Source organism: Dehalobacter restrictus DSM 9455 (genome assembly GCF_000512895.1).
Taxonomy (GTDB): domain Bacteria; phylum Bacillota; class Desulfitobacteriia; order Desulfitobacteriales; family Syntrophobotulaceae; genus Dehalobacter; species Dehalobacter restrictus.
Genome location: NZ_CP007033.1, coordinates 173,704 through 198,051, shown reverse-complemented (window position 1 = coordinate 198,051; position 24,348 = coordinate 173,704). Strand labels below are relative to the sequence as shown.

26 protein-coding genes and 1 pseudogene are annotated in these 24,348 nt (G+C 44.3%); 3 read left to right on the top strand and 24 right to left on the bottom strand.

Annotated features, from left to right (window positions below; translation table 11 throughout):
* Window positions 1-67: 67 nt before the first annotated feature.
* The 11 genes and pseudogenes from DEHRE_RS15145 to pth form a co-directional block, all read right to left on the bottom strand.
* Entirely contained in the window at window positions 68-247 is a 180-nt protein-coding gene (locus DEHRE_RS15145; protein ID WP_242837094.1) for a hypothetical protein, read from the bottom strand.
* 90 nt (window positions 248-337) lie between these two features.
* A pseudogene (yabQ, locus tag DEHRE_RS15140) lies at window positions 338-520 on the bottom strand (spore cortex biosynthesis protein YabQ); the annotation flags it as partial.
* A gap of 42 nt (window positions 521-562) precedes the next feature.
* Window positions 563-841 carry a sporulation protein YabP gene (gene yabP, locus DEHRE_RS00960; RefSeq protein ID WP_025204976.1) on the bottom strand — a complete coding sequence of 93 codons (279 nt, stop codon included), beginning with the start codon at window positions 839-841 and terminating at the stop codon, window positions 563-565.
* Between the two features lie 65 nt (window positions 842-906).
* Window positions 907-1,161, bottom strand: a complete 255-nt coding sequence (locus tag DEHRE_RS00955; protein ID WP_015045101.1) for an RNA-binding S4 domain-containing protein — start codon at window positions 1,159-1,161, stop codon at window positions 907-909.
* Window positions 1,162-1,260: 99 nt separating this feature from the next.
* Window positions 1,261-1,533 carry an HU family DNA-binding protein gene (locus DEHRE_RS00950; protein ID WP_015042343.1) on the bottom strand — a complete coding sequence of 91 codons (273 nt, stop codon included), beginning with the start codon at window positions 1,531-1,533 and terminating at the stop codon, window positions 1,261-1,263.
* 87 nt (window positions 1,534-1,620) lie between these two features.
* A complete protein-coding gene (gene mazG / locus DEHRE_RS00945; RefSeq protein WP_025204973.1) occupies window positions 1,621-2,790 on the bottom strand; it encodes a nucleoside triphosphate pyrophosphohydrolase in 1,170 nt (389 codons plus the stop codon).
* Between the two features lie 232 nt (window positions 2,791-3,022).
* On the bottom strand, window positions 3,023-3,571 hold the full coding sequence (gene spoVT / locus DEHRE_RS00940; protein ID WP_015042341.1) for a stage V sporulation protein T: 549 nt from the start codon (window positions 3,569-3,571) through the stop codon (window positions 3,023-3,025).
* A 237-nt stretch (window positions 3,572-3,808) separates the two neighbouring features.
* Window positions 3,809-4,753: a peptidylprolyl isomerase gene (locus DEHRE_RS00935; RefSeq protein ID WP_025204972.1), complete on the bottom strand. Its 945-nt coding sequence runs from the start codon at window positions 4,751-4,753 to the stop codon at window positions 3,809-3,811.
* Between the two features lie 61 nt (window positions 4,754-4,814).
* Window positions 4,815-8,384, bottom strand: coding sequence for a transcription-repair coupling factor (mfd, locus tag DEHRE_RS00930; protein ID WP_025204971.1), 3,570 nt, complete (start codon window positions 8,382-8,384; stop codon window positions 4,815-4,817).
* A 98-nt stretch (window positions 8,385-8,482) separates the two neighbouring features.
* Complete coding sequence (locus tag DEHRE_RS14945; protein WP_167539421.1) at window positions 8,483-8,659, bottom strand: hypothetical protein; 177 nt, start codon at window positions 8,657-8,659, stop codon at window positions 8,483-8,485.
* A 66-nt stretch (window positions 8,660-8,725) separates the two neighbouring features.
* Complete coding sequence (pth, locus tag DEHRE_RS00925; RefSeq protein WP_025204970.1) at window positions 8,726-9,298, bottom strand: aminoacyl-tRNA hydrolase; 573 nt, start codon at window positions 9,296-9,298, stop codon at window positions 8,726-8,728.
* Window positions 9,299-9,500: 202 nt separating this feature from the next.
* Here pth and DEHRE_RS00920 point away from each other — a divergent pair, with 202 nt between their 5' ends.
* Window positions 9,501-10,262 carry a PRC-barrel domain-containing protein gene (locus DEHRE_RS00920; RefSeq protein WP_025204968.1) on the top strand — a complete coding sequence of 254 codons (762 nt, stop codon included), beginning with the start codon at window positions 9,501-9,503 and terminating at the stop codon, window positions 10,260-10,262.
* 13 nt (window positions 10,263-10,275) lie between these two features.
* Here the strand turns inward: DEHRE_RS00920 and DEHRE_RS00915 are convergent, their stop codons facing one another.
* From DEHRE_RS00915 to DEHRE_RS00855, 13 genes are all read right to left on the bottom strand, one after another.
* Window positions 10,276-11,217, bottom strand: a complete 942-nt coding sequence (locus DEHRE_RS00915) for a ribose-phosphate diphosphokinase (RefSeq protein WP_019224828.1) — start codon at window positions 11,215-11,217, stop codon at window positions 10,276-10,278.
* A 10-nt stretch (window positions 11,218-11,227) separates the two neighbouring features.
* Window positions 11,228-12,589, bottom strand: coding sequence for a bifunctional UDP-N-acetylglucosamine diphosphorylase/glucosamine-1-phosphate N-acetyltransferase GlmU (gene glmU / locus DEHRE_RS00910; protein WP_025204967.1), 1,362 nt, complete (start codon window positions 12,587-12,589; stop codon window positions 11,228-11,230).
* Window positions 12,590-12,819: 230 nt separating this feature from the next.
* Window positions 12,820-13,077 (bottom strand): septation regulator SpoVG, encoded by a 258-nt coding sequence (gene spoVG / locus DEHRE_RS00905; protein WP_015042333.1) that lies wholly within the window; start codon window positions 13,075-13,077, stop codon window positions 12,820-12,822.
* A gap of 112 nt (window positions 13,078-13,189) precedes the next feature.
* Window positions 13,190-14,002, bottom strand: coding sequence for a pur operon repressor (gene purR / locus DEHRE_RS00900; protein WP_019224831.1), 813 nt, complete (start codon window positions 14,000-14,002; stop codon window positions 13,190-13,192).
* Window positions 14,003-14,049: 47 nt separating this feature from the next.
* Complete coding sequence (locus DEHRE_RS00895; protein WP_015042331.1) at window positions 14,050-14,736, bottom strand: GntR family transcriptional regulator; 687 nt, start codon at window positions 14,734-14,736, stop codon at window positions 14,050-14,052.
* A gap of 6 nt (window positions 14,737-14,742) precedes the next feature.
* Window positions 14,743-15,642, bottom strand: coding sequence for a 4-(cytidine 5'-diphospho)-2-C-methyl-D-erythritol kinase (gene ispE / locus DEHRE_RS00890; RefSeq protein ID WP_025204964.1), 900 nt, complete (start codon window positions 15,640-15,642; stop codon window positions 14,743-14,745).
* Window positions 15,643-15,730: 88 nt separating this feature from the next.
* Window positions 15,731-18,361, bottom strand: a complete 2,631-nt coding sequence (gene cphA / locus DEHRE_RS00885; protein WP_025204963.1) for a cyanophycin synthetase — start codon at window positions 18,359-18,361, stop codon at window positions 15,731-15,733.
* Window positions 18,358-19,233: a cyanophycinase gene (locus tag DEHRE_RS00880; RefSeq protein WP_025204962.1), complete on the bottom strand. Its 876-nt coding sequence runs from the start codon at window positions 19,231-19,233 to the stop codon at window positions 18,358-18,360. Before DEHRE_RS00880 ends, cphA begins: the two co-directional genes overlap by 4 nt.
* 69 nt (window positions 19,234-19,302) lie before the next feature.
* The gene (gene yabG / locus DEHRE_RS00875) at window positions 19,303-20,130 is read right to left on the bottom strand and encodes a sporulation peptidase YabG (RefSeq protein ID WP_019224834.1); all 828 of its coding nucleotides are present in this window, start codon (window positions 20,128-20,130) and stop codon (window positions 19,303-19,305) included.
* A 115-nt stretch (window positions 20,131-20,245) separates the two neighbouring features.
* Window positions 20,246-21,100, bottom strand: coding sequence for a 16S rRNA (adenine(1518)-N(6)/adenine(1519)-N(6))-dimethyltransferase RsmA (gene rsmA, locus DEHRE_RS00870; RefSeq protein ID WP_025204961.1), 855 nt, complete (start codon window positions 21,098-21,100; stop codon window positions 20,246-20,248).
* Window positions 21,101-21,724 carry a ribonuclease M5 gene (locus DEHRE_RS00865; RefSeq protein WP_025204960.1) on the bottom strand — a complete coding sequence of 208 codons (624 nt, stop codon included), beginning with the start codon at window positions 21,722-21,724 and terminating at the stop codon, window positions 21,101-21,103.
* Window position 21,725: 1 nt separating this feature from the next.
* The gene (locus DEHRE_RS00860) at window positions 21,726-22,397 is read right to left on the bottom strand and encodes an AlbA family DNA-binding domain-containing protein (protein ID WP_025204959.1); all 672 of its coding nucleotides are present in this window, start codon (window positions 22,395-22,397) and stop codon (window positions 21,726-21,728) included.
* A gap of 139 nt (window positions 22,398-22,536) precedes the next feature.
* Entirely contained in the window at window positions 22,537-23,658 is a 1,122-nt protein-coding gene (locus tag DEHRE_RS00855) for a PRK06851 family protein (RefSeq protein ID WP_025204958.1), read from the bottom strand.
* A 45-nt stretch (window positions 23,659-23,703) separates the two neighbouring features.
* Between DEHRE_RS00855 and DEHRE_RS14565 the strand changes: the two genes are divergently transcribed.
* Entirely contained in the window at window positions 23,704-23,988 is a 285-nt protein-coding gene (locus DEHRE_RS14565) for a hypothetical protein (protein ID WP_144284031.1), read from the top strand.
* A complete protein-coding gene (locus DEHRE_RS00850; protein WP_019224840.1) occupies window positions 23,966-24,316 on the top strand; it encodes a type II toxin-antitoxin system Phd/YefM family antitoxin in 351 nt (116 codons plus the stop codon). The genes DEHRE_RS14565 and DEHRE_RS00850 overlap by 23 nt, the downstream gene beginning before the upstream one ends.
* Window positions 24,317-24,348 lie beyond the last annotated feature (32 nt).

The following is a 24,348-nucleotide window of genomic DNA, read 5'->3' as shown; positions in this document are numbered from 1 at the left end:
GTACAAATCAACTACAAAAATATTATAAGTATAGTTATTATATAATTAAAGCTAGTCAAAATCAATACTATTTGCTTTTTTTGATCAAAGTATTCCGGCTTATCGCTTCACCGATCCGATACAGAAGCATCCCCAGCCAGCGCAGAATGCCATAGGGAATCCGCATCATTCCGGCAATTCCGATGTAAACGCCCCGCAAAAACGCCTGGATAAGCTTTCTGATGAATTGGCTAACGTAACGGATCAAGCGAAATAATACATCAAAAATTTTTTTAACATATCGGCTAAAAATCGCAATATAGAGCAAAAGACCTAACAAACTTCCCAAAAAAAGATAAAAACGAAATTCAAGGTAATTTGCTTTTTGCGCTAAGCAAAAAATAATTCCAAGCGCAGCAATAGAGAAAAGTAAATCCCCCAAAAACGTCTGTATCTTTGTCAGGCCCAAATGCCAGCGTAACATTCGGTAAAAATCAAAACATATCCCAACAAGTAATCCACTTAGGACAATGCTAATCAAAACAGCAAACTCGCTAATCCCGATTTCGCCCCCTTCAAAAAGCTATTTGAAAATTTTTTCCCATACTCCTTTGGAGGTTTCTCCAGATCCACTCGCAGCATAAGTCAGCATGTCAATTTGGCCTTCAATCTCCAGCTCTGATTGTTCGAGGTTGAGATTGTTTACACCCAGGTCCCGCCCCTTAATCGTCACCCTACCTTTTGTGGTATCCAGCGTAATCTCTTTGGGGTCGAACGATTTTACCTTTTTTACCCCTGAAACCGTAAGTAGTCTTCTGTCTTTGATAACAATCTTATGCTCAATTTCCTGTTGGCCTGTCATTTCCATCCCCCCCAAAGCCCTTTCTGAATAAATACTTATTCAGAAAGTCGGGGGTTTAGACATCATTATTTTTTTTCATCTTTAATCAACTGATAGAGTGTCTCAGCTTCTTCCGCCTTGGCACTTGGTGGCGTCGACAGCACCTTGACCTCAAGGATATGATTCCGCATATCAATGCAAATAATGTCTCCAGGCTTTACTTCTGCCGAAGGTTTGGCAACTCTGCCATTTACACTGACTTTTTCGCCTCCACAGACATCCTTGGCCACAGTTCTCCTTTTGATAAGCCTTGATACCTTAAGATATTTGTCCAGTCTCAAACAAAACAACTCCTTATTTTGAAATGCATCTTAAAAAACCAGGCTCAAAAAGAACCTGGTTTTTCGCAATCAAGCTATGAACTTAAAAAATTCAAGAACTTACTGTACTGACTCTTTTAAAGCTTTTCCTGCCTTAAAGCCAGGTACTTTGCATGCGGGAATGACAATTTCCTCTTTGGTCTGAGGATTTCTACCAACACGCTCTTCTCTTTTCTTAACCTCAAATGTACCAAAACCAACTAATTGGACTTTCTCACCACTTGCCATTGCTTGACTGATTGTGTCAAAGACTGCGGCTACCGCTTTTTCGGCATCCTTCTTGGTGAATTCGGTCTTTTCTGCTACTGCAGCAACGAGTTCCGCTTTATTCAAAAGTCTCCCTCCCAATAATAATAAACTAATAGCCTCTATATTCGCTATGAAACTGCATTCTCCTTCTTGGAAATGCTAAAATAAACCTCAAACCCCAGTTTTTTCTTCACTTTTTACCACTTCCCAGAAAAAATTCATGTTTTCCATGCTCATTCCTCCTCTGTTAGGTCCTTCCAAATCTATTTTGTGCACCATTTTATAAAATCTTTGTTGAAATTTCTTCGTCCCCTGCCGCAGGGCTTCTTCAGCGTTTATTCCGAGAAAACGCGACAGATTAACAATAGAAAAGAGCAAATCGCCTAGTTCTTCTTCTATTCTTGGACTTTTTCCCACTTCCTTTTCAAGCTCAGCGAGCTCTTCATAGATTTTAGAAAGGGGGCCCCGGTGATCCTCCCAGTCAAAACCGGCTTTGGAAGCCTTTTTTTGAGTCTTTTCAGCGAATTGCAGCGCTGGAAGCCCTCCTGGAATATCAAAGAAATTCCTTTCCGTTTCTTTTTCCGGACTTTGGGATGTCAGCTTTTCCATTTTTTTAATTTCATCCCAGTTTACCAGAACCTCCTGGCTTGATGCTACTTCAACTGACCCAAAAACATGAGGATGCCGGCGTATCAGTTTATCCGAAATGCCCTTTATGACATCGTTCAGGCTGAATCGCCCGGATTCCTCTGCAATGCGGGAATGGAACACGACTTGTAATAATAAGTCTCCCAATTCCTCACATAAATTATTCATATTTTTGGAATCAATTGCATCCAACACTTCATAGGTCTCTTCAATCAGATATTTCTTCAGCGACTCATGGTCCTGCTCCTTATCCCAAGGACACCCCCGAGCAGAACGCAATTCGGCCATAATTGCAGTGAGCCTTTCCAGCGGGTCACTATTTTCCCTGATCATTGTCGCCTTCAGAGTAAAAGAGGTTCCAAGCCTTCGGTAAAGTCCGGCTGTGATCCTGCCTTCCGCGATTGGGAAACCCGGCAAAGCGAGCGTTATTTGCTTCTTACCGGACACCGTCATAACCTTTTCTGCAATCAAATCGAGTCCTGTGTCTAGGTCTAAAAGAATATTTTCCGTTTTTTCCGCTGCTGCGAATATTTCCTGGCACGGAAAACCCTCCCGAATCAGATCTGAAGCTGCCGGATGTTCGGCATTCCACAGGAATATCAGATCTGAACCTTTCAATAATTTATAGGCGGCAAGAGACAAAGAATCAAGTCCTTGGTCTCCGAGGCCCAGAATATTTAATATCGGGTTCACTTGCTTTCCTCCTGTTTGATATTAAGGTTGATAAGGCACTCGTTGCTTGTCCAATAATACTATAAATGGTAGGAAGATCTTTGGCAAGCATCTCGGGACGCCTTGGTACTTACCCCAACTGGACTTTCACCAATTAGGTAATACGCGCTTATCTGAGCACGCACCATTAAGAAAAGGACTGTCAACATGCTGTTAACAGTCCTTTTTGATTTTTATTCTTTGCATTTAAACATTACTGTTCCATTTGTTTGGCTAAAAAGCCCGCTGCAGTTTCAGCAAGTTTGATTTCCAAATCTCCCATCTTGATGTTCGGTTCTTTGGACATGAGTACGACTACCCCAATGGGATCGCCTTCAGCAATAATCGGTGCAATGACCTGATTTGTTGCTTTGACTTTCTCCTCTCCTTCTGTTTCTTTCAAAACAGAAGATTCTCCCGTATTGTAAATGGTCCTCCTTTCTTCCATGGCCTGCTCGGCTACAGCGCCAAGAGATTTGTTTAGGTAGTCTTTCTTGGAAGCCCCTGACACCGCGATGATGACATCTCTATCTCCGATACAGGCAATATGTCCTGTTGATTCAAATAAAGAATCCGCATATTCTTTGGCGAAGTCTCCCAACTCACCAATGGGCGAATACTTCTTTAGTATCACTTCCCCTTCTCTGTCCACAAAAATCTCCAGTGGATCTCCTTCTCTTATCCGTAAAGTCCGCCGGATTTCCTTGGGAATAACTACTCGGCCAAGATCATCTATTCTTCTGACAATTCCGGTTGCTTTCATTAAGTTCTCCCTCCTTTTTCCAAAGCGACTAATTCAATCTTAGTATATATCTTGAACTGCTTTATTATTCATATTTTTCCATACACGCAAAAAAGAATAATCCAAGATGACCGATCTGTCTTGTACCAAAATATTCTTGGTCTATTGCAGACTCACGAATAAATAAATAGAGGAGTAACAAAAACTGAAGTTTTGTTACTCCTCTTATGGTTTGATCAGATTAAACAATCCTATTGCTTATTTAGCAGTTGTATCTGCCGGTTTTAATTCTTCGGCGTATTCGACTTCAGCTGCTTGTCTGAGTTCCGAATAATAGCTTGATACTTTCAGATTTTTGGCATTTGCCAAAGCAGCTTCCTGAACGCTTGTTTTAACCTTTTCAAAGTCAGGCACAACAGCCTCTTTATGGTCTTCAACCAAAATGACATGGTAGCCATATTCCGTCTTCACCGGTTTTTCCGAGATGGTTCCTACCTTCTGGCTGAAAGCAGCCTCTTCAAATTCAGTCACCATTTCTCCGTGGGAAAAATAATCGAGATTCCCGCCTGAATCCTTACTGCCGGTGTCTGTAGAATATTCCTTGGCCAGTTCGGAAAAATCTTTACCAGCCTTATACTCCTGGATTACTTTATTGGCTTCCGCTTCAGTTGCAACCAAAACGTGGCTGGCCTTGACCTGTTCATCCTGTCCGCCAAAATCCGAGTAATGCGATTCAAAATACTGCTGGACTTCCTGATCCGAAACTGTCACATCTTTACCAACGTAATACGAAAAAGCATAAAAATTGGCCACTTCTTCTTCGGTCATCGCCTGTTCTTTCAGAAAACTTGCATAATCCTGATTGGTCAGCGTACTTTTGAGCTCATCTATTTTCTTTGTAACATCTGGATTGGTTGTATCCCATTTATTCTTCTCAACTTCCTGTCGAATTAATTCTGTCATAATAATATTTTCGAGGACGGAACTCTTGATGCTTTCCAGACTGGCCTTGCCCTCATCCGTGCTAAAGTCCATACCCTGCTTCTCATAATAGGTTTTGCTGGCATTTAACTTTTCTTCATAAGTCGTCATGGGGATACTTTGCTTATTCACTTTAACTGCAAATTCCTGTTTGGCGCAGCCATTGAGCATAAGCAGCGAAGCAAGCAGCATGATGATCATTGTTATTGTTATTTTTTTCATTAATCCTATCTCCCTTTCGCTGGATGAAGTCATTATACCAAGTTACGATTTATTAAGCAATTTAAACTGTACCGGATACGGTCCTGGCAGCTGCTGCCGGATGCATCACATATTCCTCTAAAATATCAAATAATTTGAATATGGCTTTAAAGATATCTTCTATACTCGAAACCCTAAGCCGCAGATTCAATTCAAGATTACCTTGTTCCCCAGCTGCAAATGACAACGGGTAAGGAAATTTTGCGGCAATACTCATCAGCTGTTCTCCGGATATTCCGGGATCAGCGGCAAACCGCAGGGAGATATTCTGTTTATGCTGAGCAACCTGTTCGAGACCCAGTTGTTTGGCTTTCATTCTTATCCTGATAATTTTAGCCAGGTTTTCAACTTCATCGGGCGGGTTTCCAAATCTGTCCACCAGTTCATCCAGAAAGTCACTTAAGTGTTCTTCACTAGAAATGCCGAGCATTCTCTGGTAAAGCGTAGCCTTAATCTGCTTATCCACGATATATTCATCAGGAAGGAGCGCCTTGACCTGAATATCTATGACTGGCTCAGCGACTTCTTCCACTGTTTCACCACGTAATTGCTGAACTGCCTCTTTCAGCATCTTGACATAAAGGCTGAAGCCAATGCTTGCAAGATGCCCATGCTGCTCCCCCCCGATAAAATTACCTGCTCCTCTTATTTCCAAATCACGCATGGCAATCTTGAAACCGGAACCAAATTCAGTGAATTCCCTGATTGTAGTCAGCCTCTTTTCTGCCTCTTCTGTCAGAATTTTTTGCGGTTGGTATAAAAAGTAGGCATACGCTTTCCGGTTTGACCTGCCCACCCTGCCCCTGAGCTGATAAAGCTGGCTCAGGCCAAATTTATCCGCTCCATCGACAATAAGTGTATTGACGTTCGGCATATCCAAACCTGTTTCGATGATGGTAGTGCAAATTAGAATATCTTTCTCTTTTTCCAAAAAGGAAATCATTTCTTTCTCAAGCTGGCTTTCGCTCATCTGCCCATGTACAACCCCACAACGGGCTTCCGGGATAATCAAATTCAGCAGTCTGACCACTCTATCCAGTGTCTCGACCCGGTTATGGACAAAAAACACCTGGCCCCCTCTGTATAATTCCCTGCGTATTGCATCTCTTACTAGATCCGCATTAAATTCGGCAACAAATGTCTGAACAGGGAACCTATCTTCCGGAGGCGTCATGATAACGCTCATATCTCTTAAGCCAACTAGAGACATATGCAGGGTTCTGGGAATCGGCGTAGCTGAAAGGGTTAAAACATCGACATTGGTCTTCAGGGTTTTGAGCTTCTCTTTGTGAGCAACACCAAAACGCTGCTCTTCATCGACAACAAGCAGACCCAGGTCCTTGAAGCTAACACCTTCCGATAGGAGACGGTGGGTACCGACCACGATATCAAGCGACCCGTCCTTCAGACTCTGAATGATCTGCTTCTGTTCCTTGGCTGTGCGAAAACGGCTTAGCATTTCGATTTTTACAGGATAATCCATAAAGCGTTCTCTAAACGTATTATAATGCTGCTGGGCGAGGATGGTCGTCGGTACCATGACTGCAACCTGCTTGCCGCTGATTATCGCCTTAAATGCGGCTCTCAGGGCAACTTCAGTTTTACCGTACCCCACATCCCCACAAAGAAGCCGGTCCATCGGCCGGGACTTCATCATATCTTTCTTGACTTCCATAATACTCTGCAACTGGTCTGGTGTTTCTTCATATGGGAAGCGGTCTTCAAACTCTTTCTGCCAATGGCTGTCTTCCGGATAAGCAAATCCCACAGCCCCTTCCCTTTTCGCATAAAGCTCAAGTAAATTGATGGCCATCTCTTTAACAGCACTCTGTGCCCTGGCTTTCGCCTTGTTCCATTCATTGCCGTTCAGTTTGTTCAGCTTGGGCGTGCTTGATTCTTCTGTCCCGAGGTATTTCTGCAGCAGCTGCAGCTGATCAAGCGGCACATACAGCTTATCTTCACCGGCATAACGAATCGCAAAATAATCCTTTTCAATACCATCGACCTCAATGGTTTCAATTCCGGTAAACTTGCCGATTCCATGGTAAAAGTGCACAACGTAATCACCTGGTTTAAGGTCGCTGAAAGAAAGAATATCTGTTTCTTTTGGGCCTTTTTTGGGCTTTGCCTGGTGTTTTCGTTCTCTTCGGTATATTTCCGATTCTGAAAAAATAACCATTTTGCTTACAGGCAGTTCAAAGCCTTGGTTGATCGAAAGCGGATAAATATAAACGCCGCCCTGTATGATTGGATCTTCCATCCTGACCAGACTGGCATTAATGCTTCTGTCCTTTAACCCTTGCCCAAGTCGCTGAGATTGTTCCTCGTTCCCTGCAAAAAGTGCAATCACGTATCCGATGGACTTCCACCGCTGAATCTCTTCCACCAGGATTGAAGTCTTACCATACCCGGCTAAAGGGCGGGCAATCATGTTCGTCACTCTTTTAGGGTCAAACCCGGGTATTTCCCGCAATAAATTCGACAGGCCCAGCAAAGGACGCTTTCCGCTAGCGAGCAAATCTTCAAAGCTGATAAATAAATGATCGGGATTAACAAACTCTTCTCCCTTTTCTAGGTTGTCCGTAAATTCAGTAAGACGCTGATTGGACTGAAAATCCAGCTGCTCCTTAAGCCGGAGCGGTTCATCGAGAAATACAAGACAATCCTGATCGAGCCATTCAAAGAAAGGAACATACTCTTCGGACAGCAGACTAAGGTAAGGATAAATGCTTTCATCAAGAATTCCCGTGTTCAGCCGGTTTTCAAGATATTCTACTTTTTTATGAAGTCTCTTAACCGCTTCTACCCGATCCAGCCGCTGTAAACGACCGACGGCTTTGCGGGCCCTGGCTTTGATTTCCCCTTTCAGATCCTGCTGCCTTTTGGTATCAATAACATACTCCTGAACAGGAACAATAAGGACCTCAGAAATACTTTCCAGTGATTTTTGGGTCTCCAAATCAAATATCCGGATAGAATCTACTTCCTCATCAAAAAATTCTATCCTGACAGGATCTCTGTCATGTGGTGCAATATCGAGAATCCCACCGCGCAAAGCAAACTGTCCTCTGCCCTCAATGGTTTCTTCACGTTCATAACCGGCCTCTACCAATAAGCGCATAAGGTCAGAAACTGCATACTGTTCCCCGACCTTAAAAAGGATACAATGTATCAGCCACTTTTCCGGGCGAATTAGTTTCTTCATGATCGCCTGGACGGGCGCAACGACAATTGTTTCGCTGTCTGTTTCCCGGTTGAATGGGAGCAGGCTGCTCAGGACCCGGATTCTCTCTGCCGTAATTTCGTGACTTCTGCTGAAAACTTCAAACGGAAGCCACTCTGTTGTCGGGAAAAGCATAATATTTTTTCCGGGAAGCCATGCCTCCAGATCTCTTGCCCATTTTTGGGCTTGTTCATCTGTATAGGTGATGATCAGAGCCTGCTGCTTCAGCAAGGAGACCTGGGCTGCAAACGCAGCTTTTTCGCTGCCGGTCATTTGGTAAATCATTTGTGGGGACTCTTTTCTGCTTAAGGCAGCGCTTATTTCCCCAATATCCAAACCTTTGTACAAAAAATCATTAATCGTAGGCATGTGCTGCCCTCCTGCAAAAAGTGGCTCATTCCTTATCATATCTCTGGTCAGGATAGAAAATACCTGTTCTCCGAGTATTCGGGTTGAGCAAACCATATTTACTGATAGTACGTCACTCGGCTGATATCCAGTTCCCTCATGCATTTTGAGCAAAGTGTATAGGCAACATTACCTTTAATTTCAACAGAAAAATCCATCCTGAGTGGCCTGGCGTCATCCATCTCCAGTTCACCAACGATGGTATCACAGCAACGGCATATTTTAAGCATATACATAGGATAAAACACCTCCTAAGTAATATGCTTGCCTATCCAATCTAAGGTTATACGCTTCAGCTTCATTTAAAGTGACTGTTTTTCCTGGTTAAATAGATTCATGGCCTCGTCCCCACGGCCCTCTATCCACAATCCTACAGCGCGCTGTGCCCTGTCCAGAGTACCATCCAACACTGCTTTTTCCTCTTTGGGAAACGTTGAGAGTACATGATTAACCACATCAAATTCTGTCTTTGGTCTTCCAACGCCGATTTTAAGACGCCAGAAATCCTGTGACCCCAATTCCGAAATTATGGATTTCAGTCCGTTATGTCCCCCGGCACTCCCTTTGGCCCTCAATCGTATCCTGCCGAGGGGGAGATCCATATCATCATGGACCACCAATATATTCTGCGTATTTATTTTATAATAGCTTATCAGTTCCCCAACGGCTAAACCGCTTAGATTCATATAAGTAATTGGCTTCAGAAAGAATATCCGCTCATCTTTGTTTCTCATTTCAACCACTTTACCGCGAAAATCATTACGAAAAGACAATCCTTCCTGAGCCGCAATTCTGTCCAGTAGCATGAATCCTGCATTATGTTTTGTCTCGCTATATTTAACTCCCGGATTCCCGAGACCGATTACAGCCCTCATAAATTCTCCTTATCGGCATATCGTTTAAGTCCTAAGCATAAATTGAATAGACAGAACAGCATTAATCAAGGATTAATTTTATAAAGATTATTTTTTAGAAAACTTGGCTGGCGCCAAGCTTTGGCGGTAGCCTTAGTTGCACTTTGATCTGTCGGAAAGCTGTTAGCGTTTTCTTGATAGACTTAAAAAAGGAGGGAATCCTATGCTGCCCAGTAAAAAAATTTTATCCCTGCCGATTATTTCTCTAAAAGAAGGCCAACAAATCGGGCTTGTGCGCAATATCGTCATTGACCCGAAAGCCAAAGCTGTTGCCGCATTGATGGTCGACCCCAAGGGGTTCTTCAAAGAACAGCGTATTATTCCTTATAACAGGGTTGTCAGCATTGGTGAAAACGTCATCACCGTCAGCACTGAGAATCAGGCGGAAAAAGCGACAAATTTACCTGATATTTTAGAACTTCTCAAAGAAAAAACGGCGATCATTGGAACAAAAGTCATTACTGCCAGCGGCAAAACCCTCGGTATCATTGAAGAGTTCTATATCGATACCGAAAATGGCATGATATCAAGTCTTGATATCTCCGGAGGTAAAATAGAGGGGCTTTTCAAGGGAAAAGCCAGCCTGAAAGCCGACGATATTCTTACCATCGGTTCCGATGTCGTCGTTGTGGTTAAAGACTGTGAAGAGAGACTTGAACTTTTTACGAAAGGCATCAATGATAATGTCAAATCCATGATCCAGGTTGCTTCCCAAAAGGCAAGCCGAAAAAGTCAGGATCTGAACAGATTCTGGAAAAAGAACAAGGACGCTGAAACAAGCGAAGATTTCCCGGATGATACAGACAAACCAATCCAGCCTGTCTCAGCAGAAATCAGCACGTCTGTTACGGATAATTTCTGCGAGGGGCAAGATGAAGAAGCCACCACCAATGCAGACAAAGGTCCCAAAGACGGCCTTATCTAAGTGCTCCGAAGAACTAACTGAATAATTTACTGACGGATAAATCCTCATGGATTCTAACGATAGCTTCGCCCAATAAAGGAGCAACAGAAAGCACTTTAATCTTATCAATCTTCTTTTCCGGGGTTAAAGGAATGGTATTTGTTACGACAAATTCTTTAATAACGGATTTTTCGAGAATGCCGATAGCAGGGCCAGATAATACCGGGTGCGTACAACAGGCATAGACCTCTTTGGCTCCTTTTTCCATCAGTACAGCTGCAGCCTGGGTAATCGTACCACCGGTATCTGTGATATCGTCAATAAGTACTGCTATTTTTCCCTGCAGGTCACCGATGACATGCATTATTTTTGATACATTCGGTTCAGGCCGACGTTTATCCACAATTGCGAGCGATGCCCCGATTCGTTCCGCAAAATTCCTGGCCCTGCCGACTCCTCCGATATCAGGTGATACAACGCAAATATCTTCGAGTTTCTTCTCCATAAAATATTCCGCGAGGATCGGTACTCCGGGGAGATGATCAACTGGAATGTCGAAAAATCCCTGAATTGCAGGTGCATGAAGATCCATGGCCACCAGACGATCCGCTCCAGCAGTCGTTATGAGATTGGCCATGAGTTTCGCCGTAATCGGTTCTCTGGCCTTTGTCTTCCTTTCCTGTCTGGCATAGCCGTAATAGGGAACCACTGCCGTAATCCGATAGGCTGACGCTCTCCGCAAGGCATCAATAAGGATTAACAGCTCCATAATACTATCGTTGGTTGGCGCGCAGGTCGGCTGAACAACAAACACATCGGCACCCCTTACGCTTTCATCAATTCCGATGTTGATTTCGCCGTCCATAAATGTTTTGACATTGGCAACCCCCATGGAAATGCCAAGATAATCGGCAATCTCCTGCGCGAGTTCCCTATTTGCGTTTCCGCAAAAAATTTTAAGTTCTTTCGTAGCCATAATTTTCCCCCTACTTTTTCTTGGACAAGTGCCAATTTTCAATAATTCGCTGTTGTGATCTTTCGATCGCCAGAGCCTGATCAGGAACATCTTTCGTAATTGTTGACCCGGCGCCGATGACTGCTTCTTTGCCGATAGATACCGGAGCAACAAAGTTTGTATTGCTGCCGACAAAAACACGGTCTTCAATAATGGTCTGATGCTTATTCTCGCCATCATAGTTGCAGGTAATCGTTCCTGCACCTATGTTCACATTTTTGCCCAACCTGGAATCGCCAATATAGCTCAGGTGAGGGACTTTGGTTCCCTCTTCAATGATGCTGTTTTTAATTTCTACGAAATCACCAACTTTAACCTCTTTACCCAAAACCGTTCCGGGTCTCAGGTAAGCATACGGTCCCACAAGGCAATTCTCTCCGATCACCGCGTCTCGCGCAACAGAGTGTTCGATCTGACATCCCTTCTGACAAACACAGTTGATCAGTGTTGTCGAGGGGCCAATGTTTGCGCCTTCTTCAATCCTGGTATTTCCTTTAATCATTGTAAAAGGATTAAGGATGACGTCCTTCCCAAGAACAACTTCCGCATCTATAAAAACCGATGGAGGATTGATGATCGTTACTCCCTCCATCATCCAGTATTTTCTGATTCGATCATACAAGATATCCTCAGCTTCAGCCAGCTGAACCCGATTATTAATGCCTAAAGCTTCTGACGGGTCGTCCGTACAAAAGATCTCAATTTTTTGACCGTACGAAAGTAGGATATCAAAGACATCAGTGAGATAATACTCGCCCTGGGCATTTTTAGGTGTAATCTTCTGAAGCGCAAATTTTAAGGCTGCTCCGTTGAAACAATAGGTGCCTGTATTGATCTCCTTAATCCCTTTTTGCAAAACATCTGCATCTTTTTCTTCGATAATGCCTTGAAAAACATTGTCCTCTTTCAATATCCTTCCATAACCAGAAGGATTCTCCATGACCGCCGTGAGTACTGTAGCTGAAGAGCCCGTCTTTTGGTGAATCTCCATTAATGACTGAAGCGTATGCCCGGCTAAAAGCGGCTGATCCCCGCTTAAGACCAGAATGCTACTGTCTTCATCGATCAATGGCAATACCTGCATCACGGCGTGACCTGTGCCCAATTGTTCTTCTTGAACAACCACCCTGGTTCGTTCCCCAAGGTGTTCCCACAACATTTCGCGGCCATGACCGACAATCGTAATAACATCATTAATTCCCGGTTTTGCAACCTTCTCCAGAACGTGGTCGATCAGCGGACGGCCAGCCAACGTGTGCATCACTTTTGGTAATTCCGATTTCATACGGGTACCTTTTCCCGCAGCCAAAATGACTGCTGTAAAATGAGACATTTCCTTATTTACCCTCCAAAGTGATCAAGTACCTTATCAACCTTAAAATATCCTATGATTGATGAGCAGATACTCGCATAGTTGTACTTCATTATTATAACGAATTATTGCCAAGAATAAAAAGAAATTACAGATATTTTTTTGTATTCCGCCTATATTATTGCAGATTTATTTAATATGATAAAAAAGAGACCTCTCAAATGATGGTCTCTCCTCAGCTGAATCAAATATTATTCAATGCCCTTTCCGTATTCTTCCAGTACCTTAGTCTGGATTTTTTCTCTTGCCGCAGATGAAATCGGGTGGGCAATATCGCGAAAATCGCCTTCCGGGGTCTTTCGACTGGGCATCGCCACAAATAAACCATTCGTCCCTTCAACCACTTTTACATCGTGAACAACAAATTCGTTGTCAAATGTAACCGATACGACTGCTTTCATCTTGCCTTCGGCATTTACCTTTCGGACTCTGACGTCAGTAATCTCCATGCTGAGAATCACCACCCTTCTCTTTCGCCTCCAGAAAAATCTTCTTTTTTTATTCTCTATTTGGCAAAAAACTCCTTCTTTTTAACAAAAAAAATTTCCAATTCAAAATATTCTACATCATTTTTGGGTCATTTGCCTTGACAAACGTCCTGCCTTTTGAAGAATCGATTTCCAGCTGCAGAAGAGCAAGGTAGTCTTCGACTAGCCTTGAGTTATTCCAGAGTGTGTCTTCCATCAAAATGCCAAGGCCTACGACTTTGGCATCAAATTCCTGCATAAGGTCGATCAGCCCTTTGGCTGTGCCCCCGGCTTTAATGAAATCATCAATGATCAGTACTTTTTTCCCGGTACCCAAAGCCTTGCGGGTTAAAGACATGGTCTGAATTCTTTTGGAGGAACCGGATATGTAATTGATACTAACCGAAGAACCTTCCGTCACTTTATTGCCATGCTGCACCACAACAGCAGGTACACCCAGCGCATCAGCAGTCATCAGGGCCAGCGGAATCCCTTTTGTTTCAATCGTTATCACGGCTTCAGGACTTCTTTTCCGAAAAACGCTCGCAAAAATAAGCCCTAATTTCCTGGCAATGATAGGATTATAGAGAATATCAGACATATAAAGAAATCCGCCAGGAAGCGTTCTGTCGCCCGCATTTAAGTTTCCGGCAAGAGATGTCAGGAAGTCTTTTGCTTCTTCTCTGCCGATTCCGGGCAAATACTTGACACCTCCGGCCGCTCCTGAGATTGTATCCAAATTTCCCTTGTCCGTGAGCGTTAAACTTTCTTTAATCGCGACCAGGTCTTCACTGATGGTCGATCTCGCAGTATCAAAACGGTCGGCAAAAAAACCTAAAGTCAAAAGCTCATTCGGGTGGGAAATCAGGATTTCTGTTAACGCAATCATTCTTTCAATTCTTTTCATGCAATCATCTCTTTTATTTTATCTCATAAAACACTATGCAGGAACTGTTATTCGCTTTTACGGCTCGATGACATGCCCCTTAAAGCTTCAAACATGACATTCCCGGCATTTTCAATATGCGCCGCTGCAAGCTTTTGCGCTTCTTCCACATCATGCCTTGCCACAGCATCAATGATCGCCCGGTGTTCCTGAATCGTATTTTTAACCCTTCCCGGAACTGCCAAAGATGTTGTCCGGAACCGCTGTGTCTGCTCTTTCAGGTTTGCAAGAATTTGAATCAGCCTTTCATTCCGGCTTGCCTTATACAAAAGAGCGTGGAAGTCTATATCGGACTGGACAATAACATCCAGAGAATCAGGCATTTTTTCATAATATAAAATCCGCTCCATCTCGTCAATTTCTTCTTCTGTAATCTTCTCGGCGGCGAGTCCTGCTGCCAGTCCTTCCAGGGCTGCGCGGATTTCAAATACGTCTTTAACATCCTTATGAGAGACTCCTGCCACATAAGCGCCCCTTCGCGGAACCATGACCACAAAGCCCTCCAGTTCAAGTTTACGGATCGCTTCTCTTACAGGTGTACGGCTTACGCCCATTTCTTCCGCCAGCTGGATTTCCATCAAGCGTTCTCCCGGCTCCAGGACTCCACTGACGATAGCCTCCCGTAGAGCCTCAAGCACAATTTCCCTCAGAGGTTTATAACTGTCAAGTTTTACCGGTACTAAACGTCTTTCCACCAAAAATCACTCCTTTTCTCCAGATTTAATATTTCGAGAACCGATCGTTTTTACTAACCAGGTTTGATGATAACCCTTCTCAGCCAGAACCTTGCGCATCTTTTCTCCCTGACCATGATCCTTTACGACTCCGAACAGTGTAGACCCGCTTCCGGACATCAGAGCTCCAAGGCAGCCTCCTTCCAGCAGCCACCGTTTTAAGACAGAAATCTCAGGGACAAGATCAAAAACAACATTCTCCAGATCATTGGAAAGCATTCTGCCAATCATATCAATCCTGGCAGCACTTAGAACACTCACCCATTTTTTTTGATTGAGCTTCGAAAATTCAGCGCGTTTATCAAACAATCGATATGCATCTGCAGTGCTTACTCCCTGTTCCGGTTTAACCAGGATGATATCCATCTCGGGCGCCCGGGGAAGTTCTTTGAGTTCAGAACCGGTCCCTTCCCCCCATGCTGTTCCTCCAAGCAGACAAAATGCCGTATCCGAACCACACTGTTTAGCCAGTCCCACTAAATGTTCATAAGAGAAAGGATTTGACAGTAGCCTGTTCAGTCCTATAAGAACAGCTGCGGCATCACTGCTTCCCCCGGCAAGCCCCGCCTGCAACGGAATATGCTTTTCGATATTAATCTCAGCTCCGGGAGTTACACCTGATGTCCTGGCCTTATATTCATCCAGAAAAAGCCCGGCAGCCTGATAAGCGAGATTTTTTTCGCCGCTTAATTCGCCGCAAAGGCAAGATATCCCGTCACCTTGAAGTGTGATTTCAACCCGGTCAAATAGAGACACAGATTGGAAGACCGTTTCAAGACTATGATATCCGTCAGTCCTGATATCATTGACAGCCAGCGCGAGGTTTATCTTGGCCGGTGCCAAAACAACCACAGAATTTTCTTTCATATTTACCAAGTTCTTTTACCTTTGATACGATAGAATTATTTTCCTAATATTATAGCGTATTACACCCTCATCCTGCCAGAAAAATATTCTAATCCGCCAAATTTCTTATTTCCGGCAGGATTAAATTGAGGTGGTCATTAATGATTTTTCTTAACGGCTCTGCTTTTTCATAAAAGATCACAACAATATCTCCTTCTCTGGCTTTTGCCAGAGCTTCGCGCAGTGCTTCCTCTTCCTTAAGAATGATCTTCATTGAACTTGCCTTTTTCCCTTCACTTAAAGCCTCTTCATAGATCATATGCGCAATTTCTCCTGATTTTCTGCCTCGCAGATCTGCATCTTCCTTAATATACAGCAGATCAAATCCTGCGGCAGCTTCCCTGGCAAATTGTTTTACTGTGGCGTCGCTTCTGTCACCGGGCAAGCCGATACACCCCACAATCCTCTTGTGCCCAATCATCTGAAGTGTTTGGACAACCTCTTTAATACCGGCAGGGTTATGACCGTAATCCAGAACTACCTTAAAGCCATCCATTTCATAATATTCGAGCCTTCCCTGATTATCTTCAGGATTTTGCCCGAAGCCGCTTACCGCCCTCCTGATTTGCTGAGCATTATATCCCAACGCATAGCAAGCTGCAACAGCTGCCAGGACATTTTGAACATTATGCCTCGCTTTTCCTCCCCAGGTAATCGGGATTTTGTTCAGGTTACAAACAGTTGAGCCGCAGGTCCCCTGATAAATCCATATCTTCTTCTGATCTGCGACCACGGCAACCCCTCCAAACGCCAGGTGTTTACAGATTCTTCTGTTCTGGATTTCGGTACTAAAATAAATAACATGTCCACTGGTTTTTTGGTCCAGGTTCACAACCTGAGGATCATCCGCATTCAGAATGGCAAAACCATGCTTTTGTACTCTTTCAGCAACCAGACTCTTCACCTTGCTCAAATCCTCAATATTGTCAATACCGTATTGACCGAGATGATCCTCAGAAATATTTGTGATAATCGCAACATCCGCATAATCATAACCGAGACCTGCCCGTAAAATCCCCCCTCTGGCTGTTTCCAGGACTGCAACTTGGACATCGGGGTGTCTCAGAACAGTCCGGGCGCTGGCAGGTCCGCTGTGATCACCCTTGCTGAGCAGCCTGTCATTAATATAGATTCCTTCCGTGGATGTCATCCCTACCGTTAACTGCTGTTTCCGGAGCATCTTACTTAAAAGACGGACGACAGTTGTCTTGCCATTGGTTCCTGTCACCGAGACAATAGGGATTCTGCCGTTTCCATGCGGAAGGAGCATATTGACAATATCCCTGCCGATATTCCTGCTTTGGCCGGCACTGGGCAGCAAATGCATTCTTAAACCCGGAGCTGCATTGACCTCAATAATTCTGCCATCCTGCTCCCGGTAAGAATGCCTGATATCTCCCAGAATAAAGTCTATCCCGGCAATATCAAGTCCCAGTACGCTTGCTGCGTAAACAGCCAGCTCAGCATTATCCCTGTGCACCAAACCCGTCACGTCCACTGCCGTTGATCCGGTACTGAGGTTCGCACTTTGCCGGAGTACGACTTTTTCTCCAAGATGTGGAACAGATTTCAGCGAAAATCCCTGCCGGCTGAGATCCAAAATAAGAATGGGATCAACCGCAATTTTTGATAAATACTTTTCATGCCCCGTTCCCCTTAGAGGATTGTTATTTTCCTGTTCGATCAGTTCTTCAATGCTCGATTTGCCGTTTCCGGCAACCATCGGCGGTCTTCTCCTGGCCGCCGCCACCAATTTGCCCCCAACAACAAGAAGCCGGTAGTTGTTTCCTTTGATGTATTCTTCGATAATCACCTTTGTGCTGTAGACCTGCGCCAGGCGGCAGGCTTTAACAATCTCACTTTCCTTCGTTAAATTGAGAGATACACCTTTCCCTTGATTTCCCAGACATGGCTTTATAACCACACTGCTGGCAAATTGTCGGAACAGCTTCAGAATCTCCTCTTCCGAAGAAGCAATCTTTCCGCGTGGAACCGGTATGGCAGACTCACTGAGTATTAGCCGCGTAAGCTGTTTGTCTGATGCAATATCTGTTCCGATGCAGCTCGTTCCACTTGTCATCGCCGCCTGTATTCTTTTTTGCAGACGGCCATAGCCAAGCTGATAAAGATTTCCATCCCCGAGCTTATCGTAAGGAATACCTCTGTCAAGGCAAGCCTGAAGAATGGCTTGCGTGGACGGCCCGGGCATATACGCTGAACGAAGTTTTTTTAATTGAGCAACCAACGGCTCAGCATTCGGCTCTTCCCCATAGCGCAGCTGGTTGAGAAAACCGGCTGCAGCATAAAGTGCCTCAATCGCTGCTTCCTTGCATTCATATTCATAGATCACCTCATATTCTTCCATTTCTTCAACCAGAACACGCGTTTTGCCGTAACGGCTTTTTTCTCCGGCTAACGTCAGCAATTCTATACTGACATGCTCCAGTACATGTCCAGGCAATGTTCCTTCTTCCAGTCTTTCAACAAACCCTCCGGGTTTTCCACGGGAACAGGTATGGTCGGCAAGTGAAGGTAGCGCCTTTAACAATCTTTGATTGAAATCGCCAAGCTCATGGGTCATTTTCCCCTGCCATTCGGCAATACTGACGATTCCACGGATCACGGGCCTGTAACTGAAAAAGTTTGCACCTTCAATTGCTTTCACCTGATGTATCCTCATGAAGATGTAGCCTCCTGTTTCATTTCCTTTTTAGACAGCTCCGAATGATTCATACTGAATCCTTCAGCCTCACTCAGAAAGCTGGTCCGTTCAGTAATATTAAATCTCCAGCCTTCACTCAAAATGTGTACTTTGACCGGGGCAAGGGCCAGAGGCTTTCCATTATTTAAGTCATCCACATTACTGATTACTGCACATGAAGCATCGGTAATAAGTACTGTTCCGCGCCCGATCACCCGAAAGTTCCCGTCATTTCTGATATGGACAGATGTATCTTCATCAATTCCGATTCCTAAGAAGTACGGATTTAAGGAGACAGCCGTCATTAGCCGTCCAATCCTTCCTCTTTGGGCAAAATGTTGGTCAATAATGATACCCTTCAAAAGTCCTAGTCCGGGGGCCATCTGAATTAAGTCTTCACCAGGCGTATCTCCCTGTCCGCCGATGATCATTGTATCAGACATTACGGATGCTCCGGCACTGGTCCCTCCGATAATAACCCCTTGCTCATACAGATGCTGCAAGGCCATACCCATTGCAGTTCCGCCGATCATCGCTGTGATCCTGAGCTGGTCCCCCCCTGTAAAGAAAATACCGCTGGCTTGAACGATCTTTTCAATATTTTCACCTACATTGGCAGACGCTCTGTCTTGAATGGCAATCACGTCTATATTTGAGCAGCCAAACTTCATAAAAAGGTCTCTATAAATGATCCCCGCCTGCTCCCCGTCCTCTGAAGCTGCAGTAATAACACATATCCTGGATCTTTTTTCTCCTGCCTCGCGATAATAATATTTTAAAATTTTACAGTCTTTTTCCTTGTCTTCTGCTCCGCCGATAATAAGCAGATTTCCCATAATATGCTCGGTCATAGCATCCCTCCGAGCTTAATTTGTGGAAATCTGCGTAAATTATTCCTAAACTTGTATTTTATTCATGAATTAATGCTCTACTTTGGGGTAACCTCTTCTGAGCTGTCCTCTTGTTTCAATTCCGCCTACACCGTCTACGCCCGTAACTGTATGCCGAATAATATCTTTGAGAGAAACGGTACGGTCAATTGGCGTATAGGCAATGCTCTCCACCAGAAACACAGGGTCTAAGGCATGAATCATCATTCGTCTTGGCGAAGAGGCAAAGTTTGCACCGGCTTCAATGATTGCTTCGAAATTAGACTGGCATCCGCCTGCAAAGATAACCAACTGATCTTTATTCGGCTGAATTCTCCTTGCTTCCGTAACGGACTGCACAAAATGACCCGAGCTCCGGTAGCTGTCCAGACTTTTCAAATTGCTTTTCCCTTTAAGCAAAGAATCATGGCCTGTCAAAACCAGAATATCCGCCGGATAATCTCGCAAAGACCCGGCAATTGCCTTGGGCTGTTCCGCTTCCGATTTGCAAATTCCTTTGGCCTGAAGTCCCAATTGTCTATACGTTTTTAGACAATGATCCAAATATTCCTGATCTCCGTCCAAATGAAGAATTTTGCCCGGTATTTCAAAGTACTCTTCTTCAACCTTGAATTTGCGATCGTAGACAACCTTACGGAATTTTTTATAAACTTCCTGAGAATCGGCCAGCTGATAATGGACAATTTGCTTATCATCCTTGAAAATAAGGTCATCGACATCGGCGTCGGCGATTAATCGGTAATTGAGCCCACCGAGTACTGCCGTTACTTTCTTGCGCCTTTTATTCAGGGCCAGTATTTTTAGAAATAAATCCTGGTTATAAGAAAGGCGGGCCACAATATCTCCTGTCTTAAACATGTCTAACCCTCCTGCTCTTCGCAAACTCCTTTAAAAATAGCTGCATCTATATTTTCTGATTTACTCTATTTTATGACATAAAAAAATACCGGTTCCCAAACCGGTATCCTTAGAATCAATTTCTTTGCGCCTCCCAGACGGCTACAATCTTCTGATAATCAAGTATCCCGACATCTTCAGCCCTGAGCTTCGGGTCTACTCCCGCAGCCTTGAGTATCTCCGCAGTTAGCTCTTTGGGTAAAGAGAGTCCGCTGGAAAGCGTATTCAGCAGCATCTTCCTTCGCTGCGCAAAAGCCGCCCGCACAACCTTGAAAAAGACGTCTCTCTTTTCCAATGAGAATCCTGGATATGGCCGGATATCCAGTCTTAGCACCGTCGATGTGACCTTCGGCTGAGGCCAGAAGGCCGAAGGTGGAACATCGAACAGCCTTTTAACCTCGGCTGATAACTGAACGGCAATCGATAATATCCCATAATCCCTTCCCCCGGGCAGGGCACACATTCGGTCGGCAACTTCTTTCTGAACCATTACGGTCATGCCCAGCAGCGATTCCGCTTGGTTAAGGAAATGCATTAGTAGCGGATTTGTGATGTAGTACGGGAGATTGCCAATCAGCCAGCCTTTTTCCTGTCCCCAAAGATTGGCTAGTTTAAGCTTTAGGGCATCCATATGCAACAGAACAAACGGGTAGGCGTTTAATTCTCTTTGGAGTAACTCAACTTTTTCCTTATCAAGTTCTACCGCCCACAATCTGGGGAATTTGGGGGCAAGCATCCTCGTTAGAGCACCCGGCCCCGGTCCAATCTCAACCAGCGGCAGATCATTTAAGGGCATACCCTCCCGAACGATCCTTTCGATAATACTGTCATTAACTAAAAAATTTTGACCCAAAGATTTTTTGGCCCGGACCCCATGGCGTACAACTCTGCGGACATAGGACGCCGTATCTTCCCATCCTGCTTTCGTCACTTACTTCCCATTCCCTTCCATCTGCTTTACTGCGGAATAAAATTCGTCTTTAGTTATCCCAAAACGGTTGACGCGAAATAAAAATTGCTTGGCGTTGGTATCCCCAATCCCCAAAATTTTCCCGAGCCGGACCCGTTTTGCAGCCGAACAGCATTGCCCAACCAGGCCGCTTTGCCGCAAATCAGCCATTACTACCGCCTCAGCATTTATCTTCTCAGCAATTTTCACTCCGTCGTTGCTGTCCATATTCGAAATCTTTACTTCGAGTATTTTGGAAAACGCTTTCCTGATCTCCTCCGAAGAAACGTTTTCCAGGCCAATATCATAATCTTTCGGATTGCGCGCTACCTCGACGGAAAGATAAACGTGCCTGGCTTTCGGGATCCGTTTATTGATTCGCTCCCGAATCTGTTTTCCAGCAAAATCAGGATCCGTACAGACAATAACGCCACGTCTCTCTGCCATCTCCGCAATATACTCCAGCTTTTGCTCGGTCAATCCAAACCCCTCCGTCCAGATGACGTCAACTTTGCCCAGGGCGCGTCTGACCGCATGCGCATCGTTTTTCCCTTCGACCACGATCAGCGGTTCATAATCAAGATCCGTATTTGTGTTGAAATTCATTTCATTCTCCTTTAGCTTGCAGCGACAAAAGCTTATCTATTTTTTTATCAATAGCCTCTATTTTTTCCAGGCTGTTTTGATTGCTCCCAATGGCAGATTCAATCTGCAGCACTTTGCGTCTGAGCTCGTTTAAGGCATTTTGAAGCAGTGTATCCGAAGCCAGAATATCTTTCCCCAGTTCTTTCGTTGCTTCGCGAAAGCGGTTAAAAAATGTTTCGCTTTGTTTTTCGATGTAAAGGGTCAGCAGCCTTCCGGGAAGCAGGGTGTTGGTCCGGCCGTCCCCTCTGATCTTGTATGTGCCCCCGGCCGTACAGTACGGCTTTTCTTTACCGGAGGGAATCTCAATTCGGTAGATTGGTTTTCTGGCATAGTTTTCTATTATTATAGCGACTTCAACAGGCGGAACACAACTCTCAGCTTTACTTAAAATAAAGAGTCTCTCCTTGTCACCAACAGGACAGCCGATGATTCTACCTTTCTGCATGCTGTTTTTATCTTCAACTTCACCCACGCCAGCTAAAATGGTTCCTCCATTTTCTGAATTCGCAAATGCTACTAAATCTGTGGCTTGAATGCCTTTAACTGTCATCTTGAAATCCGCATCGAAACCTTCCTGTTTGACCAGCAGCTGTTTTGTTTTGCTGGAAATTGTCATATATAGATCTTTTTCCATAAAAACCTCATGATAGGATATTTTCCTATTCTATCATAACCAATCATCAAACAAAAAATCACTTCAAAGGATCGCTCAGGGAGATAGAAAACCAAGGGAGGGAGGGACACATCTTTTGTCCCCCCCTCCGCGGTATGTCTTAATGCAGTTGTTTTTCTGCTGCGCAGGCCTCACTGCCCGCAATATCCAAAATCCTGCTCAAGATCTCCTCGTATTTTTCTTCGACAGCCTTGAAATTCATATACGGGACATAATATTGCTCCAGAGCATCGTGCTCCTGTTTGGCCTGGTGAATGCAGTCCATTCCGCTGTGCATAAGATGACCAAACAAATCCAGGTCACTGTTCAGTTCCTGTGTCAGTGATGAAGAAAGCTCTGTATGGACATGCCTGTTCAGGTTAACGGACTCTTGATGATTGTTTCGGAAAGATTCGCTCGACGTCAGGGCAACCTGCAGTTCTTTGATCACAATCGTTCCGATCTTGGAAGGGATCAGCGGTAAGTGATAGATTTCTACATCAAAACCTTTTTCCATGGCCTTGGTGGCAATTTTCTCCATAAAAACGGATCTTCCTGTGCCCATCTCGCCTTCCAGATAAACGATTTCCCGGATTTCCTGAAGAATAGAATCTGTAAAATCAACAAAACCTTCCGGTGTATACGCACAGGAAAACAGATGTCTGGCCACGCCGGTCCTACCGGAGCTTTCCACCATGTACACACCCTCAAATATTTTCTTTGCCAAACGCGATGTTTCCATATTCAACGCGGAAAAATCCATAGACTGCCTGGTTATTGCCATCATATTCTCCGCGACCGCTCTGGCTGCACTTAACAAACGGTAAGCCCTGGCAAACAGACGGCTGACTTCATTCGTTGACGCGATAATATGTTTTACATTGTGCTGTATGGCATCCGTATCCCAGAATTCTCCCAGATTTATGATCTCATCCAGACCTCCAGGATACTTCGGATCCACAATATGCGGTGCAGTTCCATCAACCATCACAATCCCGGCATCCACAACCGCTATTCCGTCGAGGGAATGATGATCGGAAGAGCAGTGGTGGAATTCCACATCATAACCCATTTCTACCATTCTGTTCCCAATTTTTTTCATCAACGTTGATTTTCCGACGCCAGGTCCCCCTTTGACCACAAAAATTCGTTTCGTACCTTTTTCCAGCAGAAACGAATAGTACGAAAAAAATCCCTCTGAGGTATTTCCGCCCGGAAATACATGTTTCATGTTTCCTTTCATTTTACCGACACTCCTCAATGAATAATATGTTCACGCTTCATTTTATTGCCTGTTGCCTTAAAAGGTTCAATTGATGGTTCAGGGCAGTTCAGGAAAAAAGTTTTGACAAATCTCATTGATTTATTTCTCTTATTAATAAGGATTGTCGTTTCTTCGACTATTTTCATGCAGATATGCATGTTAATTACCACTAAAATCATTCAGCCGCTTGTTGCATTATTCCAGTTTCCAGCTTATAATCAAAATGTCTTTGGACGTTTGTCTGAGCATGACATTTGTGATCTGCTGAGGGAGGGGAGTTTCTCGCATGGATTTGCGCCGGGTATTTGACTGTATGATTTCCGTTTCGGAGTTAGGCCGTGGACAAGCTTCAAAAGTTATTCAGGCCGTTGAAGATGAAGGCAATCCCTATATCATCGTCAAAAATAACAAACCCCAGGCTGTCATCATCTCCATCCATGAATATTCGGAACTAATGCGCATCCGAGATATGGTCGCCTCTGGTCAGAATATCAGTTCTCCGCTCTATTCGCCCCATTTCCAGGATAATTATGCCTCCCTGAAAACAAATAATGTTCTTTCTGACGATGAAATCAATATTTTCCTTGAAAGTGAAGACCCCGAAGGCCTGGACCTTGAAAGCGAATCAAATGACTAAATGACGAACCACTAAATTGATTCCTATATATA